The sequence below is a fragment of the Streptococcus sp. DAT741 genome, from assembly GCF_009866825.1.
In the GTDB taxonomy this organism is placed as follows: Bacteria; Bacillota; Bacilli; order Lactobacillales; family Streptococcaceae; genus Streptococcus; species Streptococcus ruminantium.
Window position 1 is genome coordinate 662,500 of sequence record NZ_CP019557.1, and the last position, 25,498, is coordinate 687,997.

Annotated in this window: 23 protein-coding genes; 17 read left to right on the forward strand and 6 right to left on the reverse strand. The window is 40.3% G+C overall.

The genetic code is table 11. The features are described from left to right. Nucleotides 1-397 precede the first annotated feature (397 nt). Nucleotides 398-1,153: an epoxyqueuosine reductase QueH gene (locus BZG42_RS03250; protein WP_155995333.1), complete on the forward strand. Its 756-nt coding sequence runs from the start codon at nt 398-400 to the stop codon at nt 1,151-1,153. Between the two features lie 84 nt (nt 1,154-1,237). Beyond that, the gene (locus BZG42_RS03255; RefSeq protein ID WP_024533029.1) at nt 1,238-1,894 is read left to right on the forward strand and encodes a CBS domain-containing protein; all 657 of its coding nucleotides are present in this window, start codon (nt 1,238-1,240) and stop codon (nt 1,892-1,894) included. Nucleotides 1,895-2,187: 293 nt separating this feature from the next. Here BZG42_RS03255 and BZG42_RS03260 read toward each other — a convergent pair whose 3' ends face one another. Next, nucleotides 2,188-3,054 (reverse strand): YitT family protein, encoded by an 867-nt coding sequence (locus tag BZG42_RS03260; RefSeq protein WP_120171476.1) that lies wholly within the window; start codon nt 3,052-3,054, stop codon nt 2,188-2,190. Nucleotides 3,055-3,180: 126 nt separating this feature from the next. Here BZG42_RS03260 and tmk point away from each other — a divergent pair, with 126 nt between their 5' ends. The 9 genes from tmk (at nt 3,181) to BZG42_RS03305 (ending at nt 10,156) form a co-directional block, all read left to right on the forward strand. Continuing rightward, a complete protein-coding gene (tmk, locus tag BZG42_RS03265; protein ID WP_120172462.1) occupies nt 3,181-3,816 on the forward strand; it encodes a dTMP kinase in 636 nt (211 codons plus the stop codon). Next, nucleotides 3,816-4,700, forward strand: a complete 885-nt coding sequence (locus BZG42_RS03270; RefSeq protein ID WP_155995334.1) for a DNA polymerase III subunit delta' — start codon at nt 3,816-3,818, stop codon at nt 4,698-4,700. The genes tmk and BZG42_RS03270 overlap by 1 nt, the downstream gene beginning before the upstream one ends. 120 nt (nt 4,701-4,820) lie before the next feature. Beyond that, nucleotides 4,821-5,138: a DNA replication initiation control protein YabA gene (gene yabA / locus BZG42_RS03275; protein ID WP_120171478.1), complete on the forward strand. Its 318-nt coding sequence runs from the start codon at nt 4,821-4,823 to the stop codon at nt 5,136-5,138. A 1-nt stretch (nt 5,139) separates the two neighbouring features. Next, a complete protein-coding gene (gene rsmI, locus BZG42_RS03280) occupies nt 5,140-6,003 on the forward strand; it encodes a 16S rRNA (cytidine(1402)-2'-O)-methyltransferase (protein ID WP_155973503.1) in 864 nt (287 codons plus the stop codon). Nucleotides 6,004-6,253: 250 nt separating this feature from the next. Then, entirely contained in the window at nt 6,254-7,345 is a 1,092-nt protein-coding gene (gene serC, locus BZG42_RS03285; protein WP_155973501.1) for a 3-phosphoserine/phosphohydroxythreonine transaminase, read from the forward strand. 1 nt (nt 7,346) lies between these two features. After that, nucleotides 7,347-7,904 (forward strand): GNAT family N-acetyltransferase, encoded by a 558-nt coding sequence (locus tag BZG42_RS03290; protein ID WP_155973499.1) that lies wholly within the window; start codon nt 7,347-7,349, stop codon nt 7,902-7,904. A gap of 138 nt (nt 7,905-8,042) precedes the next feature. After that, nucleotides 8,043-9,224 (forward strand): 3-phosphoglycerate dehydrogenase family protein, encoded by a 1,182-nt coding sequence (locus BZG42_RS03295; RefSeq protein ID WP_155973497.1) that lies wholly within the window; start codon nt 8,043-8,045, stop codon nt 9,222-9,224. Beyond that, a complete protein-coding gene (locus BZG42_RS03300) occupies nt 9,224-9,715 on the forward strand; it encodes a methylated-DNA--[protein]-cysteine S-methyltransferase (RefSeq protein ID WP_155995335.1) in 492 nt (163 codons plus the stop codon). Before BZG42_RS03295 ends, BZG42_RS03300 begins: the two co-directional genes overlap by 1 nt. A gap of 87 nt (nt 9,716-9,802) precedes the next feature. Beyond that, nucleotides 9,803-10,156, forward strand: a complete 354-nt coding sequence (locus BZG42_RS03305; protein WP_155995336.1) for an arsenate reductase family protein — start codon at nt 9,803-9,805, stop codon at nt 10,154-10,156. A 20-nt stretch (nt 10,157-10,176) separates the two neighbouring features. Here BZG42_RS03305 and BZG42_RS03310 read toward each other — a convergent pair whose 3' ends face one another. Both BZG42_RS03310 and BZG42_RS03315 read right to left on the reverse strand, forming a co-directional pair. Beyond that, nucleotides 10,177-11,076 carry a cation transporter gene (locus BZG42_RS03310; RefSeq protein ID WP_024533040.1) on the reverse strand — a complete coding sequence of 300 codons (900 nt, stop codon included), beginning with the start codon at nt 11,074-11,076 and terminating at the stop codon, nt 10,177-10,179. Between the two features lie 218 nt (nt 11,077-11,294). After that, the gene (locus BZG42_RS03315; RefSeq protein WP_024533041.1) at nt 11,295-12,122 is read right to left on the reverse strand and encodes an exodeoxyribonuclease III; all 828 of its coding nucleotides are present in this window, start codon (nt 12,120-12,122) and stop codon (nt 11,295-11,297) included. Between the two features lie 237 nt (nt 12,123-12,359). Here BZG42_RS03315 and BZG42_RS03320 point away from each other — a divergent pair, with 237 nt between their 5' ends. Both BZG42_RS03320 and BZG42_RS03325 read left to right on the forward strand, forming a co-directional pair. Continuing rightward, entirely contained in the window at nt 12,360-14,021 is a 1,662-nt protein-coding gene (locus tag BZG42_RS03320) for a hypothetical protein (protein WP_155995337.1), read from the forward strand. 306 nt (nt 14,022-14,327) lie between these two features. Next, on the forward strand, nt 14,328-15,716 hold the full coding sequence (locus tag BZG42_RS03325) for an amino acid permease (protein ID WP_024533043.1): 1,389 nt from the start codon (nt 14,328-14,330) through the stop codon (nt 15,714-15,716). A gap of 101 nt (nt 15,717-15,817) precedes the next feature. Here the strand turns inward: BZG42_RS03325 and BZG42_RS03330 are convergent, their stop codons facing one another. Together BZG42_RS03330 and BZG42_RS03335 are read right to left on the reverse strand one after the other, a co-directional pair. After that, nucleotides 15,818-17,074: an ISL3 family transposase gene (locus BZG42_RS03330; RefSeq protein ID WP_159780090.1), complete on the reverse strand. Its 1,257-nt coding sequence runs from the start codon at nt 17,072-17,074 to the stop codon at nt 15,818-15,820. Nucleotides 17,075-17,247: 173 nt separating this feature from the next. Beyond that, nucleotides 17,248-18,117, reverse strand: coding sequence for a CPBP family intramembrane glutamic endopeptidase (locus tag BZG42_RS03335; RefSeq protein WP_120171487.1), 870 nt, complete (start codon nt 18,115-18,117; stop codon nt 17,248-17,250). Nucleotides 18,118-18,341: 224 nt separating this feature from the next. On the opposite strand from BZG42_RS03335, the gene BZG42_RS03340 reads away from it, so the two are divergent. Next, on the forward strand, nt 18,342-18,944 hold the full coding sequence (locus BZG42_RS03340; protein WP_227985557.1) for a DUF3885 domain-containing protein: 603 nt from the start codon (nt 18,342-18,344) through the stop codon (nt 18,942-18,944). Between the two features lie 813 nt (nt 18,945-19,757). Here BZG42_RS03340 and BZG42_RS03345 read toward each other — a convergent pair. Continuing rightward, complete coding sequence (locus tag BZG42_RS03345) at nt 19,758-20,354, reverse strand: DUF1361 domain-containing protein (RefSeq protein WP_155995490.1); 597 nt, start codon at nt 20,352-20,354, stop codon at nt 19,758-19,760. A 251-nt stretch (nt 20,355-20,605) separates the two neighbouring features. Here BZG42_RS03345 and metG point away from each other — a divergent pair, with 251 nt between their 5' ends. From metG to pepF, 3 genes are all read left to right on the forward strand, one after another. Continuing rightward, nucleotides 20,606-22,609 (forward strand): methionine--tRNA ligase, encoded by a 2,004-nt coding sequence (metG, locus tag BZG42_RS03350; RefSeq protein WP_155995488.1) that lies wholly within the window; start codon nt 20,606-20,608, stop codon nt 22,607-22,609. A gap of 64 nt (nt 22,610-22,673) precedes the next feature. Next, on the forward strand, nt 22,674-23,612 hold the full coding sequence (locus BZG42_RS03355; protein ID WP_155995498.1) for a competence protein CoiA: 939 nt from the start codon (nt 22,674-22,676) through the stop codon (nt 23,610-23,612). 72 nt (nt 23,613-23,684) lie between these two features. Then, on the forward strand, nt 23,685-25,487 hold the full coding sequence (gene pepF, locus BZG42_RS03360; protein ID WP_155995486.1) for an oligoendopeptidase F: 1,803 nt from the start codon (nt 23,685-23,687) through the stop codon (nt 25,485-25,487). Nucleotides 25,488-25,498: the final 11 nt, after the last annotated feature.

The following is a 25,498-nucleotide window of genomic DNA, read 5'->3' on the forward strand; positions in this document are numbered from 1 at the left end:
CTACGGATAGGATGTTTTAATCGAGAAATGGGAAACGCCGGCAGGCGTTTTTCATTGGTTCAAGGTCCGGGGGACCTTTTTAGGTTGGAAATTGAAACTGCCGGCAGGCAGTTTTCTTTTTGATAGTTTTATTCTATGTATTAGGAAAAGCAAAAGGTAAACATGTCCTTTTCTCAGCTTTATTTAGATAGCAGATAAGTACCAATAAGCGCTCTCCTCTGTCTAAATACTGGGAACAAGTTCTCCTACCTATACAGTGAGCTTCAAATATAGTATAATACTTTACGAAAATCAAAACCATATTTTGTCAACTTGCTTTGATGAGCTTCAGTTCTATCTACAGCTTCGTGTATTTTTTGATTTTCATTGAATATATTATTCCTATTTGGAGGTCTGTGTGATTAAAGTTGAAGAGATTTTGTCCAAGTTGTCACCCAATCAAAAGGTCAACTACGATAAGGTATTTCAAAAGATGGCTGCTTCCTGGCAGTCGACTGGTATTCGACCTAAGATTCTCATGCACGTCTGTTGTGCCCCATGTTCTACCTATACTTTGGAATACCTGACACAGTATGCTCAGGTAACTATTTATTTTGCTAATTCCAATATACACCCCAAGGCGGAATACCAACGGCGAGCGGCCGTAACGGCTCAGTTTGTCAGAGAATTTAATCAAAATACAGGTCAAAATGTAGGCTATTTGGAGGCGGACTATAGCCCTCAGGAATTTTTCAAGAAAACCCAACATCTGGCCAATGAGCCAGAAGGGGGAGATCGATGTAAAGTTTGTTATGATTATCGATTAGATAAGACGGCAGCAAAGGCAGTGGAGCTGGGGTTTGACTACTTTGGCTCTGCCCTAACAATCAGCCCTCATAAGAATTCTCAGACCATCAATGCTGTTGGAATTGAGGTGCAAAAACTATATGACACCCAATATCTTCCCAGTGATTTCAAGAAGAATGGCGGCTATCAGCGTTCGGTTCAGATGTGTGAAGAGTATGATATTTATCGTCAGTGTTACTGTGGTTGTGTCTACGGAGCCAATGCCCAAGGGATCAACCTGATACAGGTCAAAAAGGAAGCCTTGGAATTTCTGAAGGAGCATAAAGATTATTCTCACATCCCCTTTAAGGTCGTAGGAAAGGATTGATTTTTCATTTCCTTTCATAAAACATTGAAATCGTTTTCGGATTTGTGGTATAATTAAAGTAGGATCTACTAAGGAGGAAGTTCTATGTCTGTTAAAGATTTTATGACCCGTAAAGTCGTCTATATTTCCCCAGACACAACCGTTGCACATGCAGCTGACATCATGCGTGAACAGGATTTGCATCGTCTGCCAGTTATTGAAAATGATAAGTTGGTCGGTTTGGTGACAGAAGGAACCATTGCCGAGGCGAGCCCTTCTAAAGCAACTAGTCTATCAATCTATGAAATGAACTATCTACTCAATAAGACCAAGGTTAGGGATGTGATGATTAAGAATGTTATCACTGTTTCGGGTTACGCTAGTCTGGAAGATGCGACCTATCTTATGTATAAGAATAAAGTCGGGATTCTTCCAGTTGTAGACAATGGTCAGCTCTACGGAGTCATCACAGATCGGGATATTTTTGCGGCTTTTCTCCATGTTTCAGGTTATGGAGAAGAAGGAGTTCGTGCTCGTTTCCTTGTAGAAAATAAGGCAGGAGAATTAGAAAAAATTATCCGACTGGTGGCAGATAAGGATTACAATATCATATCAACTGTTCAACTTGCGACCAAATCTGGAAAGGTTGTTATTGAAGTCCAGATTGAGGGTAAGGTGGATGTTGCTGAAGTCCGTACCCTTTTTGAAAGTGCGGGCATCCAAGTTGACAGCTTAGTTCCAACCGTTGCCAAAAAGATTTAATAGCTGAGCTTTCTCAGATTTTTCTCCGGCTATTCTATTTCTAGCAAAGTAGTTTTAGATATATAAAGACATGCATCTCTGACTAGGGATGCATGTTCGCTATTTTTATGGAGGAGACTAAGGCATCAAGCGTTGCTCCAGAATGGTACAAAAAACACAGAAGAGGTTGGGGCTTGAACTCCCTCAAGTCAACTTCTTCTGTGTTTTATTCTCTGTTCGTTTTTGTCTGTATCCCTTTTACAAGGTGACCGAATAAGGAAATAGAATCGTAGATAAACTGAATAGCCATCCCCTTAGTGGCGTTCGAGCGGCTCTTTATTCCGGTCTAACGTAAAGCCTTCACCGAGGACCTCATGAGCATCAGTGATGGTGATAAAAGCGTGTGGATCTATTCTCCGAATGAGTTCTTTCATCTCTTGGAGCTGACTCTTGTAGATGACGGAGTAGATCATATTGACATCTGTTTTGCTATAAAATCCCTGAGCTTTTATCAGGGTAACACCGCGCTCAATTTCATTATCAATAGCTTGGGCTAGTTGTTCGGATTTTTGAGAAACAATCATGACCCCCTTGCTACCGTACCCACCTTCTGTTACAAAGTCAATGACCTTAGAGGCAACGGCAACCATCATTAAGGTATAAAGGACCGTGCGAAGGTCTTTAAAAACAATGACAATCAGCGTTAGAACGAGTATATCAACTGCTAAGATAATCTGTCCGATTGAGAAGGAAGTGTATTTATGACCGATACGGGCAATAATGTCGCTTCCGCCAGTCGTTCCACCAGCTCGGAAGATAATTCCCAGTCCCAGCCCCATAAGGATACCACCTAAAATACTAACTAAAATTAAATCTTGTTGAAGATTGATTGAAAAATGAATTTTTTCAAAAATAGCCAGCCAAACAGTGACGCTAAGTGTTCCTAGAAGACTGAGATAGAGAGTCTTTTTGCCTAGGATTTTCCAACCTAGGATGAAGAGAGGAATATTAAATACAATATTCATTATCCAAGGTTGGATACGAAAGAGATAGTAGATGATGAGAGTTAGACCAGTTGCACCACCCTCAAATAAGCGATTGGGCATAATCAAGTAGTTGAGACCAAAAGCAAAAAGACCTGCACCAAGTAAAATGAATAAACTATTTTTCAAGCGAACCATAAGCACCTCCCTATATGTGTATATTTCAATTGTAAAAGATTTTCTCCTGAAAAACAAGTCAATTTTCAAGTGATTTTTTGGTTGAATTTTGGTAAAATGAGATGACTATCTATGAGTGAGGAAAAGATGACAAAAGGTTTTTTTATTACATTTGAAGGTCCAGATGGAGCGGGGAAAACAACTGTTTTGCAGGAACTTCTACCAGCCTTGAGGGAGTTTGGATTAGAAGTGGTTACAACTAGAGAGCCAGGCGGGGTAGCTATTGCAGAGGAAATCCGCAACATTATTCTCAATCCAGCAAATACTGAGATGGATGACAAGACAGAGCTTTTGCTTTTTATAGCTGCTCGTCGTCAGCATTTAAAGGAGAAAATATTACCACCATTGACTCAGGGGAAGTTACTCCTAATCGACCGTTTTATTGACTCATCCATTGCTTATCAAGGATTTGGTCGTGGTTTGGATGTGGCAGATATTAACTGGCTCAATCAGTTTGCAACGGATGGTCTGAAACCTGATTTGACCCTCTATTTTGATATTGATACGGAGGAGGGCTTGGCTCGTATCGCTCGAAATGCAAATCGAGACGTGAACCGCTTGGATATGGAAAAAGTGGATATGCATAAAAGAGTTCGTCGAGGTTATCTGTCGATTTTAGAACAAGAACCAGAGCGGTTTGTTAAAATTGATGCTAGCCAGCCGTTAGAAGCTGTGATTGCAGATGCCCTTGCAGTGATTAAGAAACGGTTGTTAATGAGATAATGAATATTCAGGAATTAAAAGACTTGCAACCAGCCGTATTTCAGCGTTTTATTACCGCTTTGGAGCAAAAACGTTTGGCTCATGCTTATCTGTTTTCTGGTGCTTTTGCTAGTTTTGATATGGCTCTTTTTCTCAGTCAGGCTCTTTTTTGTCAGGAAAAAGATGGCATCTTACCCTGTGGTCATTGCCGCACCTGCCACCTGATTGCAGCAAATGAATTTTCAGATGTGACCATTGTGTCTCCTCAGGGAAATCTTATCAAGACAGAAACTGTGCGCGAGATAGTTAAAAATTTTTCTCGGTCAGGTTTTGAGTCTGACAAACAAGTCTTCATCATCCGTGATGCTGAGAAAATGCATGCTAATGCTGCCAATTCGCTCTTAAAAGTGATTGAGGAGCCACAGTCTGCTATCCATATTTTTTTGTTGACCAATCAAGAAGAGGCAGTTCTTCCAACTATTAAGAGTCGGACTCAGATTATTGGTTTTCCTAAAAATCTTCCTGCTCTGGAGAGAATGTTGGAAGCAGAGGGCTTGTTAAAAACGCAGGCCAGTCTTTTGGCTCAGCTTACTTCTAGTCATGAAGAAGTCAAGAAATTAGTAGAAAATAAGAGTTTTTTAGAACTGACAGTTCAGGCTAGAAAATTTACTGATTTGCTTTTGACCGATGCAAACAAAGCTTACCTGCAAGTCAGTTTCTTAGCTGGTCTTGCTGTAGAAAAAGCAGAGCAGGAGCGATTGTTCGACCTCCTCAGCTTGTTATTAGCTGAAAAGATGACGGATGCCTTAGCCCGTGAAAAAATGGATGCGGTCCTTGAGGCAAAAAAAATGTGGCAGGCCAATGTCAGTTTACAGAATAGCCTAGAATATATAACACTCATATAGTTGTTTAGTTTGTTTTTGATGATATTTGATAAGTCAACTTATTTTTCTTTTCCACTCTTAGATCGTGGTGCCAAAAGCAAACTAGAAAGCTCTCAAGATAAATAGATAGAAAGGAAGACAATGGATAAAAAAGAAATTTTTGATGCTCTGGATGATTTTTCGCAGAATCTTTTGACAACACTGGCAGAAGTAGATGCCATTAAAAAACATTTGCAGGGCATTATTGATGAGAATACAGCCTTGCGTTTGGAAAATTCTAAATTGCGAGAGCGTCTGGAAAAAGAAGATAAAACAGGCCATAAGTCTTCCAACTTTGGTAAGGAAAATTTGGAAAATATCTACGAAGATGGTTTCCATATTTGTACTTTCTCTTACGGACAACGCAGGGATAATGATGAGCCTTGTATGTTCTGTGTTGAATTATTGAATCGAGACTAGGATGAAATTACAAAAATCATACAAGGGGCAGACAGGTTTTGGCACTCTTTATTTGGTTCCGACCCCTATTGGAAATTTACAAGATATGACCTTTCGGGCTATCCAAACTTTAAAAGAGGTCGATGTGATTGCAGCGGAGGATACTAGAAATACCGGACTCTTGCTCAAACATTTTGAAGTTGAGACCAGGCAGATATCCTTCCATGAACATAATGCTCATGAAAAAATTCCTCATTTGCTTGATTTGCTCCGGTCAGGTCACTCTATTGCTCAGGTATCGGATGCTGGCTTACCTTCCATCTCTGATCCTGGTCACGATTTAGTTTGTGCAGCGATTGAAGAAGGCGTCCCCGTTGTATCGCTTCCTGGTGCATCAGCAGGGATTACAGCCTTAATCGCATCTGGACTTGCTCCTCAACCTCATATTTTTTATGGTTTTTTGCCACGAAAAGCAGGGCAGCAAAGAGAGTTTTTCCGTGAAAAGCTAGCCTATCCTGAGACGCAAATCTTTTATGAATCGCCTTATCGAGTGGTGGATACGCTAGAAAATATGTTGGCGGTATATGGAGATCGTCAGATAGCAGTTGTACGTGAATTGACTAAGCTTTATGAAGAGTACCAGCGAGGAAAGATTTCGGAGATTTTGGTCTATTTAAAAGAGCACCCTCTCAAAGGAGAATGCTTGGTGATCGTTGCTGGTGCAGATGCTGAATCGCCCCTATCCATTGATGAGGTGGATTTGAAGGCTGAGGTTGAAAAAGAGATAGCTGGTGGTTGCAAACCAAATCAAGCCATCAAAGAAGTGGCCAAGCGCTATCAACTTAAAAAGCAAGAGGTATATGACATCTACCATGGACTAGGCTAAGCCTAGTTTTTTTGTATTTTTATGCAGGTAAGTATTGAGGGACAATGGACGAGAAACCTCCTAGTGTAGAATTCTATTTGCTAACTTCAATATATCCGTACTTGTTGTCCTAATTTGGCCATACTTATTTCTGATTTTTGTCTCAAAGTGAGTTTTCCTGATTCTATATGTAGAATAAAAACATAAGATTTTATTGAATAATCTGAATATTTATGTTAAAATGAATAGGATATTTTAATGGAGGGATTTTATGACAATCTACAACTTTTCTGCAGGTCCTGCAGTTTTGCCAAAATCAGTGCTTGAAAAAGCCCAAGCGGAATTTTTGAACTATAATGGTTCGGGAATGAGCGTTTTGGAGATGTCGCACCGTTCCAAGGACTTTGAAGAAATTATCAAAGGTGCTGAGACAACCCTTCGTGAACTGATGTGTATTCCTGATAACTATAAGGTTATTTTTTTACAAGGTGGGGCTTCATTGGAATTTACTATGATTCCACTCAACTTTGCTCAAGGAAAGAAAGCTTACTATCTTGTGGGTGGTTCTTGGGGAAAAAAAGCCTATACTGAGGCTGTTAAATTATCAAAGACAATCGCTTTTGAGCCTATTTTGTTGGCTTCTACAGAGGAAATCACCTATACAGAATTGCCAACATTCGATCCAAATGACATTGATCCAAGTGCGGCCTATGTGCATTTGACGACCAATAATACGATTGAAGGTACGTCAGTTTATAAACTCCCAGATACCAATGGAGTACCAATTATTGCTGATATGTCTTCAAATATTTTGGCGGCTCGTTACAATGTAGAAGATTTTGCCATGATTTATGCTGGGGCGCAGAAAAATATCGGTCCAGCGGGTGTGACAGTTGTGATTGTACGTGAGGATTTTCTGAATGATCAACCAGTGCTCTCAAGTATGTTAGATTACCGCATTCAAGCTGAAAATGACTCTCTCTATAATACACCACCAGCTTACTCAATCTACATTTCTAAGTTGGTTTTTGAATGGGTCAAAGAAATTGGTGGTGTTGATGAGATGGAAAAAATCAACCGTGAGAAATCTAGTCTACTTTATGATTATATTGACCAGTCTCACTTTTATAGCAATCCTGTTCGCAAGAAAGAAGAACGTTCGGTAGCTAATATCCCATTCGTATCACCGAGCGAGGAGTTGGATGCAAAGTTTGTCAAGGAGGCAACAGCGGCAGGTTTTAAAAATATCAAGGGTCATCGCTCAGTAGGTGGTATGCGTGCCTCACTTTACAATGCCTTCCCACGTCAAGGTGTGGTAGAATTGATTGCTTTCATGAAGAAGTTCGCAGAGGAGAATGCCTAAGATGGAAATTAGATTGGCCCATCCAAATGAAATTGCATTAATCACTCAGATTTTTAAGGAGGCCAAGGCATTTTTAGCGGCTTCTGGAAGTGATCAGTGGCAGGGATCCTACCCTGACCATGAAACGATTTTTGAAGATATTTTGACCGGGAAAGGTTATGTCGGTCTGGTTGATGGGGAGATTGCTACCTATGCAGCTGTTTTCCGAGGGACGGAAGCAGCCTATGAGGCTATTTATGATGGCAAATGGCGGCACAATCATCCTCTTTATACCACCATTCACCGAGTGGCAGTAGCAGCCGAATTTCGTGGCAAAGGCCATATTTTAACCTTCTTGCAAGGAATCATTGAAGGACAAAAGGGACCAGATTTTCGTTGTGATACGCATGATAAAAATCTCCCTATGCAGCATATTCTAGAAAAATTAGGCTTCATCTATTGTGGCAAAGTGCCTTTAGATGGAGAGCGTCTAGCCTATCAAAAAATCAAGCAAAAGAATGAGCGCAGTCTCTATCAGGAAGTGAACGAGGACGACCGTTGGATGCTTGGAAATAACTAACACTCTTTGAAAACCAGGTGTACACTTGATTACTTGATTTAAGAAAATCGTAGTTAGTTCTTGATTTTCATTGAGTATTCAATAAACTAAACGAAAGAAAGGTGACAGGCTATTTTCGCCTTTTTAGGTAAAAAACAAATGGTATTTAGCGTACGAACATTTAATAATATCAACCAAGTTGGACTTAAAGAATTGGGCAATAGGTTTCAGATTGATGGTGACTATGCAGCAAATCCAGATGCTTTTATTATCCGTTCTGAGAACTTACATGGTTTTGACTTCCCAGAAAATCTAAAAGCGATTGCTCGTGCGGGTGCTGGGACGAATAACATTCCTATTGACCGGGCGACAGAGAAGGGAATTGTTGTTTTCAATACTCCCGGAGCCAATGCCAATGCAGTAAAGGAAGCAGTACTTGCCTCTATCCTCTTATCTGCTCGAGATTATATCGGAGCAAGAGCTTGGACAAATACTCTTTCGGGTGTTGATGTACCTAAGCAAGTAGAAGCTGGTAAAAAACAATTTGCAGGTACAGAGATTGCTGGTAAAACCTTAGGTGTCATTGGACTAGGCGCTATCGGTGCCCGCATTGCCAATGATGCTCGTCGTCTAGGCATGAATGTGCTTGGCTACGATCCATATGTTTCTATTGAGACAGCTTGGAATATATCTAGTCATGTTAAGCGTGTTGATGATCTGAAGGAAATCTTCGCCCATTCGGATTACATCACTATTCATGTTCCTTTGACAGATAAGACACGGGGACTTTTCAATGTAGATAGCTTCGGTCAAATGAAAAAAGGAACGACCTTGATTAACTTTGCTCGTGGTGAATTGGTTAACCATGCAGATTTGTTTGAAGCGATTGATGCGGGTGTTATCAAAACCTATATTACAGATTTTGGTACGGAGGAAGTGCTCAATAAGGAGCATATCATTGTTTTTCCACATGTTGGAGGTTCCACCGAGGAAGCAGAACTCAACTGTGCCATTGCATCTGGTCAGACTATTCGTCGTTTCATGGAAACGGGAGAAATCATCAACTCTGTCAACTTTCCAAATGTCAAGCAACCTTTGGATGCGCCTTATCGTATCACCCTGATTAACAAGAATATTCCAAACATGGTTGCAAAAATTTCAACAGCTGTGTCAGAATTGGGGATCAATATTGATAATATCATCAATAAGTCTAAGGGAGACTACGCTTATACCCTTCTTGATTTGGATGAAGCGGATAAGGCTAAAATTGATCAGTTGGTGACTAAATTTGAGGCAACAGATGCTATTGTCAAGGTACGTGTGATTCAAAATAAAAACTAATGTATTACAAATCCATTTATACCAGCCCGATTGGGGCAATGTCTTTGGTAGCTAGTGATAAAGGGCTACGTGGAGTCTGGTTTGAGGGGCAGAAATACTTCGAGAGAGGTCTAGAAGGTCAGGTTCGGATTGCTGCTCATCCTGTTCTAGACCAGGTGATTCAGCTCTTGGATGCCTATTTTTCAGGACAGATAGTTGATTTTTCCAGTTTAACCTTGGAATGTGTTGGAACAGTATTTCAGAAAAGGGTTTGGAAAATCTTGCAAAATATACCAACTGGACAGACGATTACCTATGGGCAGATTGCTAAGCAATTGGATATTCGTTCAGGACAGGCAGTTGGTGGAGCTGTGGGTCGAAATCCTTATTCGATTATTGTTCCCTGCCATAGGGTTATCGGTCAGAAAGGACAACTGACTGGCTATGCAGGTGGGGTGGATAGGAAAATCTGGCTTTTGCGGCATGAAAATTCAACCTATAGTACATTATAAATATCAAAAATAGATGCTTTACAAGTTATCAAGCTATTTGAGAGTGGTGCTGATCATGTTGATTTCTAAAGAGAAAGAGGTAAAGAAATGATTTTATTTTATGAGTATCCCAAATGTACGACCTGTCGGGCAGCAAAGGCAGAGCTGAAAAGTTTGGGACTGGATTTTGAAGCAATTGATATAAAGGCGACTCCGCCCAGTGTAGACCAGCTAAAGACTTGGATGGAGGCAACAGGTTTGGAATTAAAAAAATATTTCAATACCTCAGGCAATAGCTACCGTCAACTTGGTTTGAAAGATCGGTTTGGGAGTCTGACATTGGAGGAAGCTCTCAGTCTTTTAGCCAATGATGGTATGTTAATCAAGCGTCCTTTGCTGATTAAGGATGGAAAAATTTTACAGATTGGCTATCGGATAAAATATGAAAATCTCGGTTTATAAAAGCCGAGATTTTTATTGTTTTATAGAGCATATTCAACAGAAATATACTCATGCTGTTTTCTTAGGAGATAGAGCATTTGAGGCTTGTTTTCTAAGAGTTTCTGGACAATTTCATGCTGAACATTATGGAGGTTTATCTTGACACGGATATTCATCCCTTGTTTGAAAATATGAATCTCAACATCATTTGCTTCTTCGTTTAAATAGGGTTCAAGTATCTGATAGATAGAGTCGTGAATTTCAGGGAAATGAACAGTACCATTAGCCAATTCTTTAAAGGATGCTACTAATACGCTCCAAGGTTCTTTGAACGAAATGAGAGCTAAGATGAGCGTTAAAAAGAAATCTCCGGTGTAATGAAGAAAGCCTAGCCATGAGTTGATTGGAATGAGATAGAGAAGAAGTACTGCGATACCAATCGCTCCAGAGATTAGACCATCAATTAAATTCCCTTTTGCTTCTGCTAGGATGATGGTCGATAGATGGTTGACTTTGGCACTCATGTAGCGATTATAGAGGTAGAGTCCGATATAAATAAGGAACATGGTAATCGTGTAGGGAACCGCAGGACCGATTGTCATTTGCTGACCATTTCCATGCACGAAATAGGCAAAGGCTGTTGCACTCGTTTCTAGTACAGCAAAAATCAATAGTAGTAAGGTTGCCAGAGACTTCATAATCGCATAAAGCGGCTCTAGAAAGTAAAGGCCTTGGGGAAAGGTTTCTGTTTTTTTATGGCTATTTTTGGAGATGTAGACTGCCACTAGAGATGATACAAATGCTATCAGAGAAAAGACTCCATCCAGAAGAAGAGCATTTAAATCTGTCATGATATAAACAGCTACTCCTGCTAAACCGGATAATCCATTCACGATAGAAGAAATGGTAAGTGACTTGCGTTCGATTGCTTTGTGATTCATAATCCCTCTCTTATACAGTATATTTATATTTTTATTATACCATAAAATGATAGCGGTTTCAAATCTAGGGAACTATAAAGGCTGGAAGAAAAATCCAGCCTCACTTTTTAGACTTTGTGTTACCGCCTCAAGGCAGGACTTGAAGATAGCATTTACAAAGCGATTCTTAGTAATTTATGCTTTCTACCTCAAGTCTGACTTATATGAAATGAAAAACATTAAATCGTAATTTCCATCACAATTGGTGTGTGATCTTGGCGAGCTCCGGAGTCAATCATAGCAGACTTAGTCACCTTGTCTGCAATTCGATTGCTGACTAGCCAATAGTCGATTCTCCATCCAGTATTATTTATCTTGCTGGTACGGCTACGCTGTGCCCACCATGTGTAAGCGCTGGGAATATCACCGTGTAAGAAACGAAACGTATCGGTGAAGCCCTTTGCAAGTAAATTTGTAAAGCCTTGACGTTCTTCATCCGTAAATCCTGGCGATTGACGGTTACTTGCAGGATTAGCAAGGTCGATTTCCTTATGGGCAACGTTGTAATCGCCTGTAGCCAAAACAGGTTTTTGGTTATCTAGTTGTGAGAGGTAGTCTGCGTAGCAGGCATCCCAGATTTGGCGGTCCGCTAATCTCTTTAAGCCATCTCCAGCATTTGGTGTATAAACTTGTGTGACATAAAAGTGATCGAATTCCAGCGTGATGATACGTCCTTCAGCATCCATAGTAGATGGAGCACCGATTTCTGGGAAGGAGATGACTGGTGTCAGGTGATTTTTATAAAGAAAAAGGGTACCAGCATAGCCTTTACGGGCAGGCTCTACAGAAGAGCGCCACGTGTTCTTATAGTCTGGGAAGTAGCTTTCCAAGATTTCTAGGTGTTTTTTGGTAGGTCCCTTATCAGATAATTTGGTTTCCTGAATGGCGATAATATCTGCATCTTCTGCTACAAGCGTATCAATGACCGCACGCGATAGCATGGCACGTGGAGATTCTGCGGTTAGAGCAGCATTGAGGGAATCAATATTCCATGAAATGAGTTTCATAATTTGTCCTTTTCTAGTCTTTGCTGTTTTTCATTATACCAAAAATCGCTGTTTCAGACGAATATAGAAGCCTGAAGAATTTTTAGTTTTTCTGACTACTTGGCCTGTCTTTTCTGACTTCAGAAAATGAGAATATTTTGTTTCCGTAGTTGTTGAAGTAACAAGTATATTAAATGACTTAAAAGGTTAAAAATATGATACAATATAACCAATAAATCTTTGTTTGTGGAGGTTGCTATGAAAAAGAGGATGATTATTTTTGCAGGAGTATTTTTCATTTTAGAAGTACTAGTCTATTACTGGTATCAATTACCTGCTCTTAATATTTGGAGTTTGGATTTTTGGATATTCTTCCTTCAATCAGCAGGACTGGCTTGGATACTATTAGCTCTTTTTAGTCCTAAAAGTGCCGTCCAAAAGGTGACGAAGGTGTCAGGTCGTCAACGCCAAGTGGAGACCTATCACTTTTCAGCAATTAGATTACCAACCTATTTGACATGGTTAGGACGTATCTGGCTATTGATTGTTGTAGCCCTTATGGGACTTACTGTCATCAATTCTCACATTTTCCGCGCTAAGGACTACGCACAGGTCATTACGGTTAAGGATGCTGATTTTAAGGCAGATTTCCCTAATACAGATGTTTCTAAATTAGCTCTTTTGGACCGTGCTTCTGCAGAGAAGATTGGAGATACCTATCTTGGTACGATTGACAAAGTTTCTCAATTTGGTATCTCAGACGACTATCGTCAGATTACTATCGGTCAGCAACCTTTCCGTGTTTCTCCCTTAGAATACAAAAATTTTTGGAAATGGCTAAGCAACCATAAAGATGGAATTGGCTACTATGTCAAGGTCAATCAGACGACAGGGAAGGCAGAACTTGCTAAGTTAAGCAAGGCTATGCACTATTCGGATTCAGAGTATTTGATGAATGATACTATGCGCCATCTTCGTTTTCAATACCCAACGACTATTTTTGGGAAACCGTCCTTTGAGGTTGATGATGAAGGAAATCCTTATTATATCGCAACCATTTATCAGCCTAGATTTGGACTATCTTCCAATGATCCGATTGGAGCCATCGTATTGGATGCGGTGACGGGTGAAAGTAAGAAATATGATTTAGCGAATATTCCTGACTGGGTGGATCGAGTTTATTCTGCTTCAAATGTTATCAGTCGTGTGGATGACCATTATACCTATCAGAATGGTTTTTGGAACACTGTTTTTAGTCAGACAGGTGTTAAGAATACAACAGATAGTTATAATTACATTTCTATAGGTTCTGATATTTATCTTTATACAGGAATTACCTCAGCTACAGCTGATTCTTCTAACCTTGGTTTTATTCTCGTCAATATGCGAACCAGAGAAATTACTAACTACAAGTTAGCCTCTGCGACTGAAACAGCAGCTCAAAAATCAGCAGAAGGAGAAGTTCAAGAAAAAGGATACAAAGCAACAGCTCCAAGTCTAGTAAAGTTAGCAGATAAAGCTTACTATTTGGTCTCCCTAAAAGATGATGCTGGTTTGGTAAAATCTTATGCTTTGGTTGATGCGGAAGACTATCAACAGGTATTAGTCAATAATGATATTGCAACCTTGATTTCACAAGTATCCGGTGTAGATGCTTCTAGTCTTACTGGTTTGGCAAATACCTCTAATGGAGAAGGAACTGAACAGACTGAAAACATTACAGGAAAGGTAGAAGCTTTGGGAAGTCAGATGATTGGTGGATCAACTATCTATTATATCCAATCAGGAGGTAAGATTTATAAGGTCAAAGCAACAGAAGACAGCATAGACCAATTGCCATTTATTAAAGTGGGAGACAGGTTTGCCGGCCAATTGGATAAGAAAAACTATCTTAAAAACTTTACGATTATCCATGAATAAGAAAGGAAGCTGGATTTTAATCTGGCTTCTTTATCCTATTTCATGGTTTATAGTAAGCCCATCTTGACACGGTGGATGATTTCTTCTGTAATTTAGTTTACATATCAGGTTTGATGAGAAAAAACTTGTGGAAGATATTTACTCTATCTCCCTCCACACTTGTTTTCTTTTATCCGCCACTTTTCATGCGTATCAGCTGTGTTTATGGTATAATATGAAGGTGCGATTCTTTGGAACTCAAACGAACAATAGCCATCAGTTTTGGTTTTGCTGAGTATCGTTATTTTTACTAAAAAGGAGTAATTTGTGAATTTATTTAGAAAGAAACAAGCAGCGGCTCGAAGTAGCCAGATGCGTCGTCATCTGGGGTTAATAGATTTGGTATTACTAGGGATCGGTTCTATGGTTGGAACAGGGATTTTCACCGTGACTGGTCTAGCAGCGGCTCAGTATGCAGGACCAGCTCTGGTTATTTCTATTGTCATTGCAGCAATTTCTGTTGGGCTTACAGCGCTGTTTTATGCGGAGTTTGCTTCTCGTATCCCGACGAATGGGGGGGCCTATGGATACCTTTATGCTGTTTTCGGTGAATTTCCTGCCTGGATAGCTGGTTGGTTGACCATTATGGAGTTTTTGACAGCAGTATCTAGTGTTGCATCTGGTTGGGGGTCTTATCTAAAAGGTCTTTTGGCTAACTTTGGCCTTGCTATGCCAACAGCTTTAAATGGAACCTTCAACCCGCAAGCAGGAACCTATATTGACCTCCTACCAGTCTTGGTCCTAATCTTTGTAGTTGGAGTAGTTTTGCTTAATTCCAAGGCGGCTCTTCGCTTCAATTCAGCTTTGGTTGTTTTGAAATTCTCTGCTTTGGCTCTCTTTGTTTTAGCCGGTATCTTTTTTATAAAAGCTGAAAATTGGTCTAATTTTGCTCCATTTGGCTTTGGTGCAATCTACGGAGGAAAAGCTGGAATCATGGCTGGTGCTTCGTTGATGTTCTTTGCCTTTCTTGGTTTTGAATCTATTTCATTGGCGATTGATGAGGTCAAACGACCAGAGAAAAATGTTCCTAAGGGTGTTGTATTATCCTTATCCATTGTAACTATTCTTTATATTGTTGTGACGCTAGTCTTGACAGGTATGGTTCATTACACTAAGCTTGATGTCGCTGATGCAGTTGCCTTTGCTCTTCGTGAAGTTGGCTTAGGCTGGGCAGCGAGCTATGTGTCTGTTGTAGCCATCTTGACATTGATTACTGTATGTATTTCAATGACCTATGCACTTTCTCGTATGGTTTATTCTATCAGTCGAGATGGTCTTTTGCCAAAATCACTGAGTCAGTTGACACAAACGAGCAAGGTTCCAAAAAATGCGACTATTTTAGTTGGAATCTTTGCAGCTATCTGTGCAGGAGTTTTTCCACTGGCAAGTATCGCTTCCTTCCTAAACATCTGCACTCTGGCTTATCTCATCATGTTGGCTCTTGGCATCATCCGCTTGCGTCAAGTGGAAGGTCTACCTAAGCAGGGACAATTTAAGACACCGCTGGTACCTCTCTTACCGATTTTGTCTATCGTCATCTGTCTTTCTTTCATGTTTCAATATGATTTGAACACATGGATGGCATTTGGTTTTGCTTTGGTCGTTGGGATACTTATTTATATCCTTTATGGCTACAAGCATTCGGAAGCTAAGTGATGCAACTCCCAGTGTTGAATAGCAAAAAAGACTGTCAGCTATTTTCAGTAGCGAACAGTCTTTTTAGGGCTCTTTGTCAACCGTAGTGGGTAGATGAAAAGCTAACACCTAGAGAGGACGAACTTCGTTCTCTCTTTCTTTATGTTCAAAGCGATTAAGATACGTTTCTTGAAATTATCAAAGTTCTTGTAACCAAAGGCATTGCGCTTGATGTCTTTGATGAGTTTGTTAGTGGCCTCAAGTTTAGCGTTAGAGTAAGGCAATTCAATGGCGTTAGTGATGTAGTTTTTATAGCGAATAAATGTGCTCAAAGCGGTTTTAAAGGTGCGATTGAGATGAGGTAAAGCGTCTTGAATTAAGCCCCAAAACTGCTCAGTATTCTTCTCTTGCAGGTGGAAAAGGAGTAACTGGTACAGGTCATAGTAATCTTTAAGCTCAGGGACTAGTTTGAAAATCTTATTGAGACATTCTCTAGGAGTTAATGTTTCTCTAAAGGTTCGAGCATAGAACGCCTTAAGAGACAGTTTCCGACTATCTTTTTGAACAAGTTTCCAGTAGTACTTAAGAGCTCTGTATTCAAGAGATTTATCGTCAAATTGCTTCATGATTTCAATACGTGTTTGCTTGAGAGCTCTATTGATGTGCTGGACAATGTGGAAACGATCGAGAACAATTTTAGCTTGAGGAAATAGAACCTTGATGAGAGGAATATAACTTCCAGACATATCGACAGTGACGACTTTAACTTTTTTTCTAGCTTCTTTCGAGTACTTGAAGAAATGATTTCGGATGGTTGTTTGACGTCTGTCAACAAGGATGGTAATGATTTTCTTGGTGTTAAAATCCTGAGCAATGAAGGCCAGTTTTCCCTTCTGGTAGGAGAACTCATCCCAGGAAAGCCCTTCTGGCAAAGTAGTGTACTCCTCTTGGAAATGAAATTGCTTGAACTTGCGATAGACAGTAGAGGTAGAGATAGCGAGCTTAGCAGCGATATGGGTAAGAGCCTCTCTGTTGAGCAATAGGTGAGCGATTTTCTGTCTCACTATTTCAGAAATTTGGCAATTTTTCTGAACGAGAGATGTTTCAGAAACAGTTACTTTTCGACAGGACTTGCACTGAAATCGTCTCTTTTTCAAACGAATGAGGCTAGGGAATCCAGCAATCTCAATAAAAGGAATTTTAGAAGGTTTCTGGAAGTCGTATTTGATTTGTTTTCCTTTACAGTGTTTACATTTGGGAGGGTGATAATCAAGTGTAGCGGTGACTTCGATATGGGTATCGTGTTGAATGGCTTTATTTAAGATGATATTTTTGTCTTTAATTCCGATGAGTAATGTGGTATTATTGATGTGTTCCATAAGATACTTTCTAATGAGTTGTTTAAGCGCTTTTCATTATAAGTCTTATGGGACTTTTTTGATACTCAAAAAGCCCTATAATCTCCACAGTGGGGTTTACCCACTACAGAAATTATAGAGCCCTTTTTAGTTATTCAATTTTCTTTACCGTAAAAATGAGTTGTAGCGGTGTTTTATTTTGCTTTATTTTTGAAATAGAGATCGTAAATCAGCCAAGCGATCATCACACCTTGTACAAGAAGACTAATAACAGAACCTTCCACTCCAAACTGCCCACCGGATAGCCACTCAGGACCTTTGGTATTGACTTCCAAAAAGGCTGCACCAGTATCCGATCCGCTAACTGGAAAGGCAAAGACATTCCCTTGGAAACAATTCCAAGCAGCGTGAATACCACTGATAACCCAGATATTACCTGTTTTTAGCATGATTAGGCAGGTTAGAACCCCAAATAAGAACAGATCCACTAGGGAGATGAAGGAGATAGCGTTGTTACCGAGGTGTATAGCAGCGAAAAAGAGTGAGGAGGCTATTATTCCGACAGGGATATTATGTTTGGCTGAAAGGGATGGAAACATCCAACCGCGAACGAGGATCTCTTCTGTCGTACCTTGGATAGACCAAGCTATCATGATGATGAGGAATTGGGCGAGAAGAGTCGGAGTAAAGTTGACCTTACTGATGGTAACAGCACCGACTGCCATGAGTAAGAAGGTACAGGTTATCAGCATAGCCGCTCCAATTCCCCAGCCTTTAAGAAAGTCACGAGAAGCTCCCTTTTTGCGGAATCCTAGTCCTAGCCAGGGACTTCTTTCAATGGCTCTCGCCCAAAGTAGAACTGCTAGGCTGATAAAGATAAAGCTAAATAATTCGAGAACATGACCCGTAAATGCGCTAGACGGTAGCAATCTTCTTATAGGAGTAAATACCATGCTACCGACAGTTTCGCCGATAATGAGTAAGATGAATCCTACGATTGGTGAGAAAATCAAGTTGAGATTAAAGTACGACTTATTTTTTTCATGTATAAATTCTGCTTTCATTCGTTTTTCCTTTCAGATACAATTTAACCTAGTCTACCATATTTTCTTTTGAAACACTAGTTTGCTGCTAGAGTGCAAAATAAAAATCAAGGAAAAACGATAAAATAAAGTGGAAGATAGAATGGAGATTTGTCATAGCAAGCTCATATTCATCGTTTTGATTTTTCTAAGAATATGAGGAAATATGGTACAATAGTAAAAAAGGATGGAGGAAACAGATGCAAATGAACGAGTGGATTAAGCAATTTCAATTGGAAAACAATCACTTACTAGGTCCATTTTTTTATGGTACGCCTCTTGCTCTGCGTTTTGAGATTGGGCCATCTGGTGAGATGTCTCATCCACTTTACCTGGATAGAGCTTATGAGCGAGCAATAAGACTTTTGGAACAGGCTAGCTCTAATTATGATTACTTACTGTTATCTTTATTGCGGGAGGAAGATAGAAATGTGGAGGTCTCTCTTCGGCATTTTACATCAAGGTTTGGCTTTGAGGCACCACCTCAGCCAGAACTGTTTGAGATAGTGGGTCCAGTGGGAGAACTGCTCATCTTTGAACGCTACCTTTTTCCAATCTCCACTCAAAACCTAAAAGATATAATCAAAGAAATTGTTTGGGCAGATTTTGGTGGTTTTGCCTATCTATCAGCATCTGTCCTCTTGCTTTCGACTTGTGATAATGTCATCTACCATTGCTATGATGATAGGGGAGTTGATATTGCAGTGCTAAATCATCAAAAGCGTCACGAGCTTTTTCATGGTTGTCATGATCTGCTCTTTGATTATGATATGGAGGAAATGATGAGAAGGATGGATAGCAATATGTGAAGGGTGAGATTCAAGTTTTTGAGGGTCTAGTTTGGAGCGCTACCTGCTGTCTTATCTAGCAGTATTAGAAAATAGAACAGCTGGTTTACTCTATCAAGAACTAGGATATTTTAATATAAGCAGAGCAGGCTAAGATTGAATGTGCTAAAGCTCATTTTAGGGCATTGAAGGAGCAGGAGTTGATAGCTGATGACCGAATTTATGATGTAGTTGACTCCTATGAGAAACTTCTTGAGATAGTGAAAGGATAGGATGAACTGGTACCAAGCATACTACTAGAACATTTGGTTTTCGACAGTCTTTAGACATACAGTTCATACCCTTTGAAAGTCAAACTTGGATTTTGTTAACTCGGTCTGGCGCATTTCTATTCTATCAGTACCCGTTCTCCATTTTATTTGAATTTTTGCTATCTATATTATGTAATTATTCATCGGAAAGCGCTATCGTTTTTAATGAAGATGGAGATAGTGTGTTAAGACCAAACTTAAATAGACTAAATATCGAATGGAAAAACGGATTAAAATGGGGTACACCAGATGGTAATATGCTGGTTCATATACTGTAAGAAATTTTGTTTCTAACTGGTATGCTCCTGTTTACTGGTAAGGTATCCCATAAGATAGCGTTTATTATGGAATAACCAAATAATAAGAGGCTAGAATAAAAGTCTAAGTTCATATACAAAAAAACGAATAAGATTAGATTTCTGTTACTCAGAGGTCAAACTTATTCGTTTTTTTATTTAAAAGGAATTATAAAATGTTCCAAGCTCTTTTCTTCAATCTGAACAGTTATTTGAACTGTTTCCTTTTAATATTCATCAGCAGAAAAGACTAGAACCATAATTTGAAGGATGGTGAATCCTGAGATGAAAGGAAGAGCTGCCCAAGATATAGCCGCTATCATTTCATTGACAACTGTTATTGGTCGGGTAAAGATGTCCCAAGAATTTAATCTGGCATAGCGACCGATATGGATAGCAATACTGGATAGGAGGGATAGCGTACAAAATATGAGTAGGCGTATCCAGTAGGCCTTGATGGAAAATGCAGAAAAGATCAGTTTTAGACTTTCTACACCAGCCATTACTCCAAAGAGAATACTAGGAACATAGAGCATGAAGAGAATCATGCTTTCACGTTCCCATAGGACAGTACTGGTGAAGTGCATGTGTGTAATATCTGTTACCATATAGAATGTGTTAGGATAAAAGAAGAGCCATAGGATGGCAGCGAACAATTTTAGGATATTTTGTTTGCTACAGTTGGTAAGGACAGCCAAATCAAAGGCAACCAAAGCCAAAAACATATTCCAAATTAAATTTGGTCTTTGCAGATTATAACGAATCATACCTGCCGATAAGACTAGGAAAAAGAAGTGGATGAAAAGATTCTTTTTTGTGAACATTGGTTACCTTCTTTCTTTTTTATTGAGTGTCTAGTATAGCATATTTTGACGGAATGTAGTACTTGTAAGCATTTTGTGATTTTATTAAAATGTGATAGAATAGGACAATGGAAATAGAAGGTTTCACTAGTCGAGAAAGAAATTCAGGAGTCCTGAGCTAGTCAGGTCTATCGTCGTGCGACGAGGCTATTGATGGGACACAAGAAAATCTATACACCGATAGGTAGCTATTTTGAAAGGAAGATAAATACATGACAAAAAGACCATTTTACATTACAACGCCGATTTACTATCCATCCGGCAAGCTCCACATTGGCTCTGCCTACACGACTATTGCCTGTGATGTTTTAGCTCGTTATAAGCGCTTGATGGGTCATGAAGTCTTCTACTTGACCGGTCTTGATGAGCATGGTCAAAAAATAGAAACCAAGGCTGCTGAGGCCGGTTTGAGTCCGCAGTCTTATGTTGATGGCATGGCAGAGGGTGTTAAGGAACTTTGGAAGCTCCTTGATATTTCCTATGACAAATTTATCCGTACAACAGATGATTACCATGAAAAAGTTGTTGCAGACGTTTTTGAACAATTATTGGCACAAGATGATATTTACTTGGGTGAGTACTCAGGCTGGTATTCTGTATCAGACGAAGAGTTTTTCACTGAAAGCCAATTAGCAGAGGTCTTTCGAGATGAATCCGGCAAGGTAACAGGTGGTATTGCTCCGAGCGGCCATGAGGTAGCCTGGGTATCAGAAGAGTCTTACTTCCTCCGCCTTAGCAAGTATCAAGATAAGCTAGTAGAGTTCTTTGAGAAGCATCCAGACTTTATCCAGCCTGATGGTCGTCTCAATGAAATCATGAAGAACTTTATCGAGCCAGGTCTGGAAGATTTGGCTGTTTCCCGAACGACCTTCAGTTGGGGAGTGCCAGTGCTGAGCGACCCTAAGCATGTAGTCTATGTTTGGATTGATGCCCTGCTCAACTATGCGACTGCCCTTGGCTATGGTCAGGACGACCACGCCAACTACGATAAGTTCTGGAATGGTACGGTCTTCCATATGGTTGGTAAGGATATTCTCCGTTTCCACTCTATCTACTGGCCAGTCCTCCTGATGATGTTGGATATGAAGTTACCCGATCGTCTGATTGCTCACGGTTGGTTCGTCATGAAAGATGGCAAGATGTCTAAGTCCAAAGGCAATGTGGTTTATCCAGAAATGTTGGTTGAGCGCTTTGGTCTTGACCCCCTCCGCTACTACCTCATGCGCAGTTTACCTGTCGGATCTGACGGGACTTTCACGCCTGAGGACTATGTTGGTCGAATCAATTATGAACTAGCAAATGATCTCGGCAATCTCCTCAATCGCACAGTTGCCATGATTAACAAGTACTTCGGTGGTAGCCTGCCTAACTTCAAGGCTGGTGTAACAGCTTTTGATGCTGATTTGGAAGAAATGGCAGAGCAGTCTATCCAAGACTATCATAAACACATGGACTCTGTTGATTATCCACGTGCCTTGGAGGCTGTTTGGAATATCATTTCTCGTACGAATAAATACATAGACGAAACCGCTCCTTGGGTATTGGCAAAAGATGAGGCCAACCGTGACAAATTGGCAGCAGTTATGGCACATTTGGCGGCAAGTCTTCGTGTGGTGGCGCACCTCATTCAACCATTTATGATGGCGACGTCACATGCAATCATGGAACAACTAGGCATGGGTAATGTGACCTCGCTTGAAACTCTTAAATTTGCTGATCTTCCAAATGACTTGACAGTGATTGCCAAGGGAACCCCTATCTTCCCACGTCTTGATATGGAAGAAGAAATCGCCTATATCAAAGCTCAAATGGGTGGAAGCTCAGCTATTTCCCAAGAGGAGAAAAAAGACTGGGATCCAGCTAGCGTGGAACTCAAAAATCAGAAAGAAACGATCCAATTTGAAGACTTTGACAAGGTAGAAATCCGCGTAGCAGAGGTCAAAGAAGTTTCAAAAGTTAAGGGCTCAGATAAATTGCTTAAATTCCGCCTAGATGCTGGTGACGGTGAAGATCGCCAAATCCTGTCTGGTATTGCCAAATATTATCCAAATGAGCAAGAATTAGTCGGTAAAAAAGTTCAAATCGTAGCTAACCTAAAGCCGCGCAAGATGATGGGGTTGCTCAGTCAAGGGATGATCCTTTCAGCAGAGTACAATGATCATTTAACCCTTTTGACAGTGGATTCATCTGTACCAAATGGCAGTCAAATTGGATAAACTATGGAACACTCAGATTAACTGGGTGTTTTTTTACGAACTAATAGAGAAAGGAGGTCGTCTTATGCTTGTTGCTATCAATGAAAACGGCTTGTTGTTTAATCTTTTAGAAAATCCTGCGCCGCAAGGCTCATTCAACTGTCCAGGCTGTGGTGGTCCTGTACGATATAAATCCGGAAAAGTTCTGCGTTCGCACTTTGCTCACGTTACCCTGCGGGATTGTCATTACTTCTCCGAGAATGAGTCCGCCCAGCACCTATCGCTCAAGTCTTATCTGTATAACTGGTTGATTGAACACAATAAGGTAGAGCTTGAAAAATGTTTACCAAACTTGGGACAGGTCGCAGATCTATTTGTCAATAATCATCTGGCCCTAGAAGTCCAGTGTTCTAGTCTATCTCTTTCACGTTTGCAAGAACGAACAAGTTCTTATCATAAGTCAGGTTTTCAGGTATTGTGGCTGCTAGGAAAAGACCTCTGGCTTAAAGACAGGCTTTCCAAACTACATAAGCAATTTCTCTCCTTCAGTCTTAATATGGGGTTTTACTTATGGGAATTGGATGATGAAAAGCAGGAATTGCGACTTCATTATCTCATTCATGAAGATCTGCGTGGTAGGGTGCATTCCCTGACCAAGAGATTTGCATTTGGTCAGGGAAACCTGTTAGATATTTTGCGGCTACCTTTCACCAAGCAGAGTCTATCTAGGATGACCTGTCCGATAGACAATCATCTACCTCAATATATCGCCCAGCAGCTTTATTATAAATCTCCTAAATGGTTGACTCTACAGGCTGAAGCTTATTGTCAAGGTGACAATCTATTAACCAAGACTGCTCTGGATTGGTATCCCCATGTCCGCCTTCCAAGCTCTGCTATTGGCTTTGCCCAAATCAGAAAAAATCTAGCTCCTATCTACCAAGCTTTTGATAGATTTTATAAAAAAACGAAAGCTCAGAAGGAACAAGTCCTGTATTCACCGGCCTACTACTGCCAGAAATAGGGCATTCTCTCTTACTTTCCGTTGGAAAGGGGGACTTTTTTGTGTTAGAATAGGATTCACGGAGGAATTACTATGTCAAAACAACGTCATGAGATTGAAGAAAAATATCAGTGGGATCTAACCACTATTTTCCCAACCGATGAAGCTTGGGAGGAAGAATATATTGCCCTACAGGCTGAAACAGAAAAGACAAAAGATTTTGCAGGACATTTGTTGGACTCTGCTAAAAATCTTTTAGAGATTAGCGAGACCCAGCTTGGTTTGATGCGCCGTATCGAAAAACTGTATGTTTATGCTTCTATGAAGAACGACCAAGATACTCGTGAAGGGAAATACCAAGAATTTCAAGCCAAAGCTATCAGCCTCTATTCTGCTTTTTCACAAGCCTTTGCCTTTTACGAGCCAGAATTTATGGCGATTACAGAAGAGCAGTTGAAGGCTTTCAAGACTAAGGAACCAGCCTTGATTCAATACAATCACCAATTTGAAAAGTTGTTAGCCGCAAAAGATCATGTTCTATCTCAAGAAGTAGAAGAAGTTCTAGCTGCAACCAGTGAAATTTTTGAATCCCCAGCAGAAACCTTCTCGGTCTTAGATAATGCCAGTTTGCGTTTCCCTGAAATTGCAGATGAAGATGGCAATCTAGTGCCTCTGTCGCACGGTAATTACATCCATTTTATGGAGTCTAAAAATCGTGAAGTTCGTCAGGAAGCCTATGAAGCCATGTACGGAACCTATGAGCAATTCCAGCATACCTATGCAAAGACACTTCAGTCCAATGTTAAGGTCAATAACTTGAAAGCTCGTTTGCGTAAGTACGATTCGGCTCGCCACGCAGCACTTGCAGCTAATTTTATTCCAGAATCTGTCTATGATACATTGGTATCAGCTGTCAATAAGCACCTGCCTCTACTTCATCGTTATATCAACTTGCGTAAGAAACTCTTGGGAATTGATGACCTCAAAATGTACGACATGTACGCCCCCTTGTCCGATTTTAGTACAAAGATTTCTTATGAGGATGCACTCAAAAAATGTCAAGAAACGTTGGAAATTTTTGGTGAAGACTACTCAACTATTGTTAAAGAAGCCTTTGAAAATCGCTGGATTGATGTTCATGTTAACGAAGGAAAGCGTTCAGGAGCTTATTCAGGTGGCGCCTATGATACCAATGCCTTCATGTTGCTCAACTGGCAGGACAACTTGGATAACATGTTTACTTTGATTCACGAAACAGGTCACTCCCTTCATTCCATGCTGACTCGTAGAACCCAGCCTTATGTCTATGGACATTACACTCTCTTCTTGGCAGAAATTGCCTCAACTACAAACGAGAACCTCCTCACTGAAAAGCTCTTGGCAGAAGTGAAGGACGATAAGGAGCGCTTTGCAATCCTCAACCACTATTTGGATGGTTTCCGTGGCACGGTATTCCGTCAGACTCAATTTGCTGAGTTTGAACAAGCTATCTATAAAGCCGACCAAGAAGGGCAGGTTTTGACCGCTGACTTCCTCAATGAGTTGTACGGTAAGATGAATGAGAAATATTATGGACTTTCTGCGGAAGACAATCCTGAAATCCAGTATGAATGGGCACGCATTCCGCACTTCTATTACAATTTCTATGTTTACCAGTATGCGACGGGCTTTGCAGCGGCATCAGCCCTTGCCAATAAGATTGTCAATGGAAGCCCAGAAGACAAGGAAAACTACCTAAACTATCTGAAGGCTGGTAGTTCCGATTATTCTCTAAATGTTATCGCCAAAGCTGGTGTGGATATGACTAAAGAAGACTACCTAAATGACGCTTTCAAGGTCTTTGAAGCTCGCTTGGAGGAACTTGAAGAGCTTGTCGAAAGAGGAGTACATCTCTAAGTCATACTCTC

What these genes read in the sequence shown, in the direction of transcription:
- BZG42_RS03255 (WP_024533029.1), top strand. Translation starts at nt 1,238, where the DNA reads ATGTCTGTTAAAGATTTTATGACCCGTAAAGTCGTCTATATTTCCCCA.
- BZG42_RS03260 (WP_120171476.1), bottom strand. Translation starts at nt 3,054, where the DNA reads ATGGTTCGCTTGAAAAATAGTTTATTCATTTTACTTGGTGCAGGTCTT.
- tmk (WP_120172462.1), top strand. Translation starts at nt 3,181, where the DNA reads ATGACAAAAGGTTTTTTTATTACATTTGAAGGTCCAGATGGAGCGGGG.
- BZG42_RS03270 (WP_155995334.1), top strand. Translation starts at nt 3,816, where the DNA reads ATGAATATTCAGGAATTAAAAGACTTGCAACCAGCCGTATTTCAGCGT.
- yabA (WP_120171478.1), top strand. Translation starts at nt 4,821, where the DNA reads ATGGATAAAAAAGAAATTTTTGATGCTCTGGATGATTTTTCGCAGAAT.
- rsmI (WP_155973503.1), top strand. Translation starts at nt 5,140, where the DNA reads ATGAAATTACAAAAATCATACAAGGGGCAGACAGGTTTTGGCACTCTT.
- serC (WP_155973501.1), top strand. Translation starts at nt 6,254, where the DNA reads ATGACAATCTACAACTTTTCTGCAGGTCCTGCAGTTTTGCCAAAATCA.
- BZG42_RS03290 (WP_155973499.1), top strand. Translation starts at nt 7,347, where the DNA reads ATGGAAATTAGATTGGCCCATCCAAATGAAATTGCATTAATCACTCAG.
- BZG42_RS03295 (WP_155973497.1), top strand. Translation starts at nt 8,043, where the DNA reads ATGGTATTTAGCGTACGAACATTTAATAATATCAACCAAGTTGGACTT.
- BZG42_RS03300 (WP_155995335.1), top strand. Translation starts at nt 9,224, where the DNA reads ATGTATTACAAATCCATTTATACCAGCCCGATTGGGGCAATGTCTTTG.
- BZG42_RS03305 (WP_155995336.1), top strand. Translation starts at nt 9,803, where the DNA reads ATGATTTTATTTTATGAGTATCCCAAATGTACGACCTGTCGGGCAGCA.
- BZG42_RS03310 (WP_024533040.1), bottom strand. Translation starts at nt 11,076, where the DNA reads ATGAATCACAAAGCAATCGAACGCAAGTCACTTACCATTTCTTCTATC.
- BZG42_RS03315 (WP_024533041.1), bottom strand. Translation starts at nt 12,122, where the DNA reads ATGAAACTCATTTCATGGAATATTGATTCCCTCAATGCTGCTCTAACC.
- BZG42_RS03320 (WP_155995337.1), top strand. Translation starts at nt 12,360, where the DNA reads ATGAAAAAGAGGATGATTATTTTTGCAGGAGTATTTTTCATTTTAGAA.
- BZG42_RS03330 (WP_159780090.1), bottom strand. Translation starts at nt 17,074, where the DNA reads ATGGAACACATCAATAATACCACATTACTCATCGGAATTAAAGACAAA.
- BZG42_RS03335 (WP_120171487.1), bottom strand. Translation starts at nt 18,117, where the DNA reads ATGAAAGCAGAATTTATACATGAAAAAAATAAGTCGTACTTTAATCTC.
- BZG42_RS03340 (WP_227985557.1), top strand. Translation starts at nt 18,342, where the DNA reads ATGAACGAGTGGATTAAGCAATTTCAATTGGAAAACAATCACTTACTA.
- BZG42_RS03345 (WP_155995490.1), bottom strand. Translation starts at nt 20,354, where the DNA reads ATGTTCACAAAAAAGAATCTTTTCATCCACTTCTTTTTCCTAGTCTTA.
- metG (WP_155995488.1), top strand. Translation starts at nt 20,606, where the DNA reads ATGACAAAAAGACCATTTTACATTACAACGCCGATTTACTATCCATCC.
- BZG42_RS03355 (WP_155995498.1), top strand. Translation starts at nt 22,674, where the DNA reads ATGCTTGTTGCTATCAATGAAAACGGCTTGTTGTTTAATCTTTTAGAA.
- pepF (WP_155995486.1), top strand. Translation starts at nt 23,685, where the DNA reads ATGTCAAAACAACGTCATGAGATTGAAGAAAAATATCAGTGGGATCTA.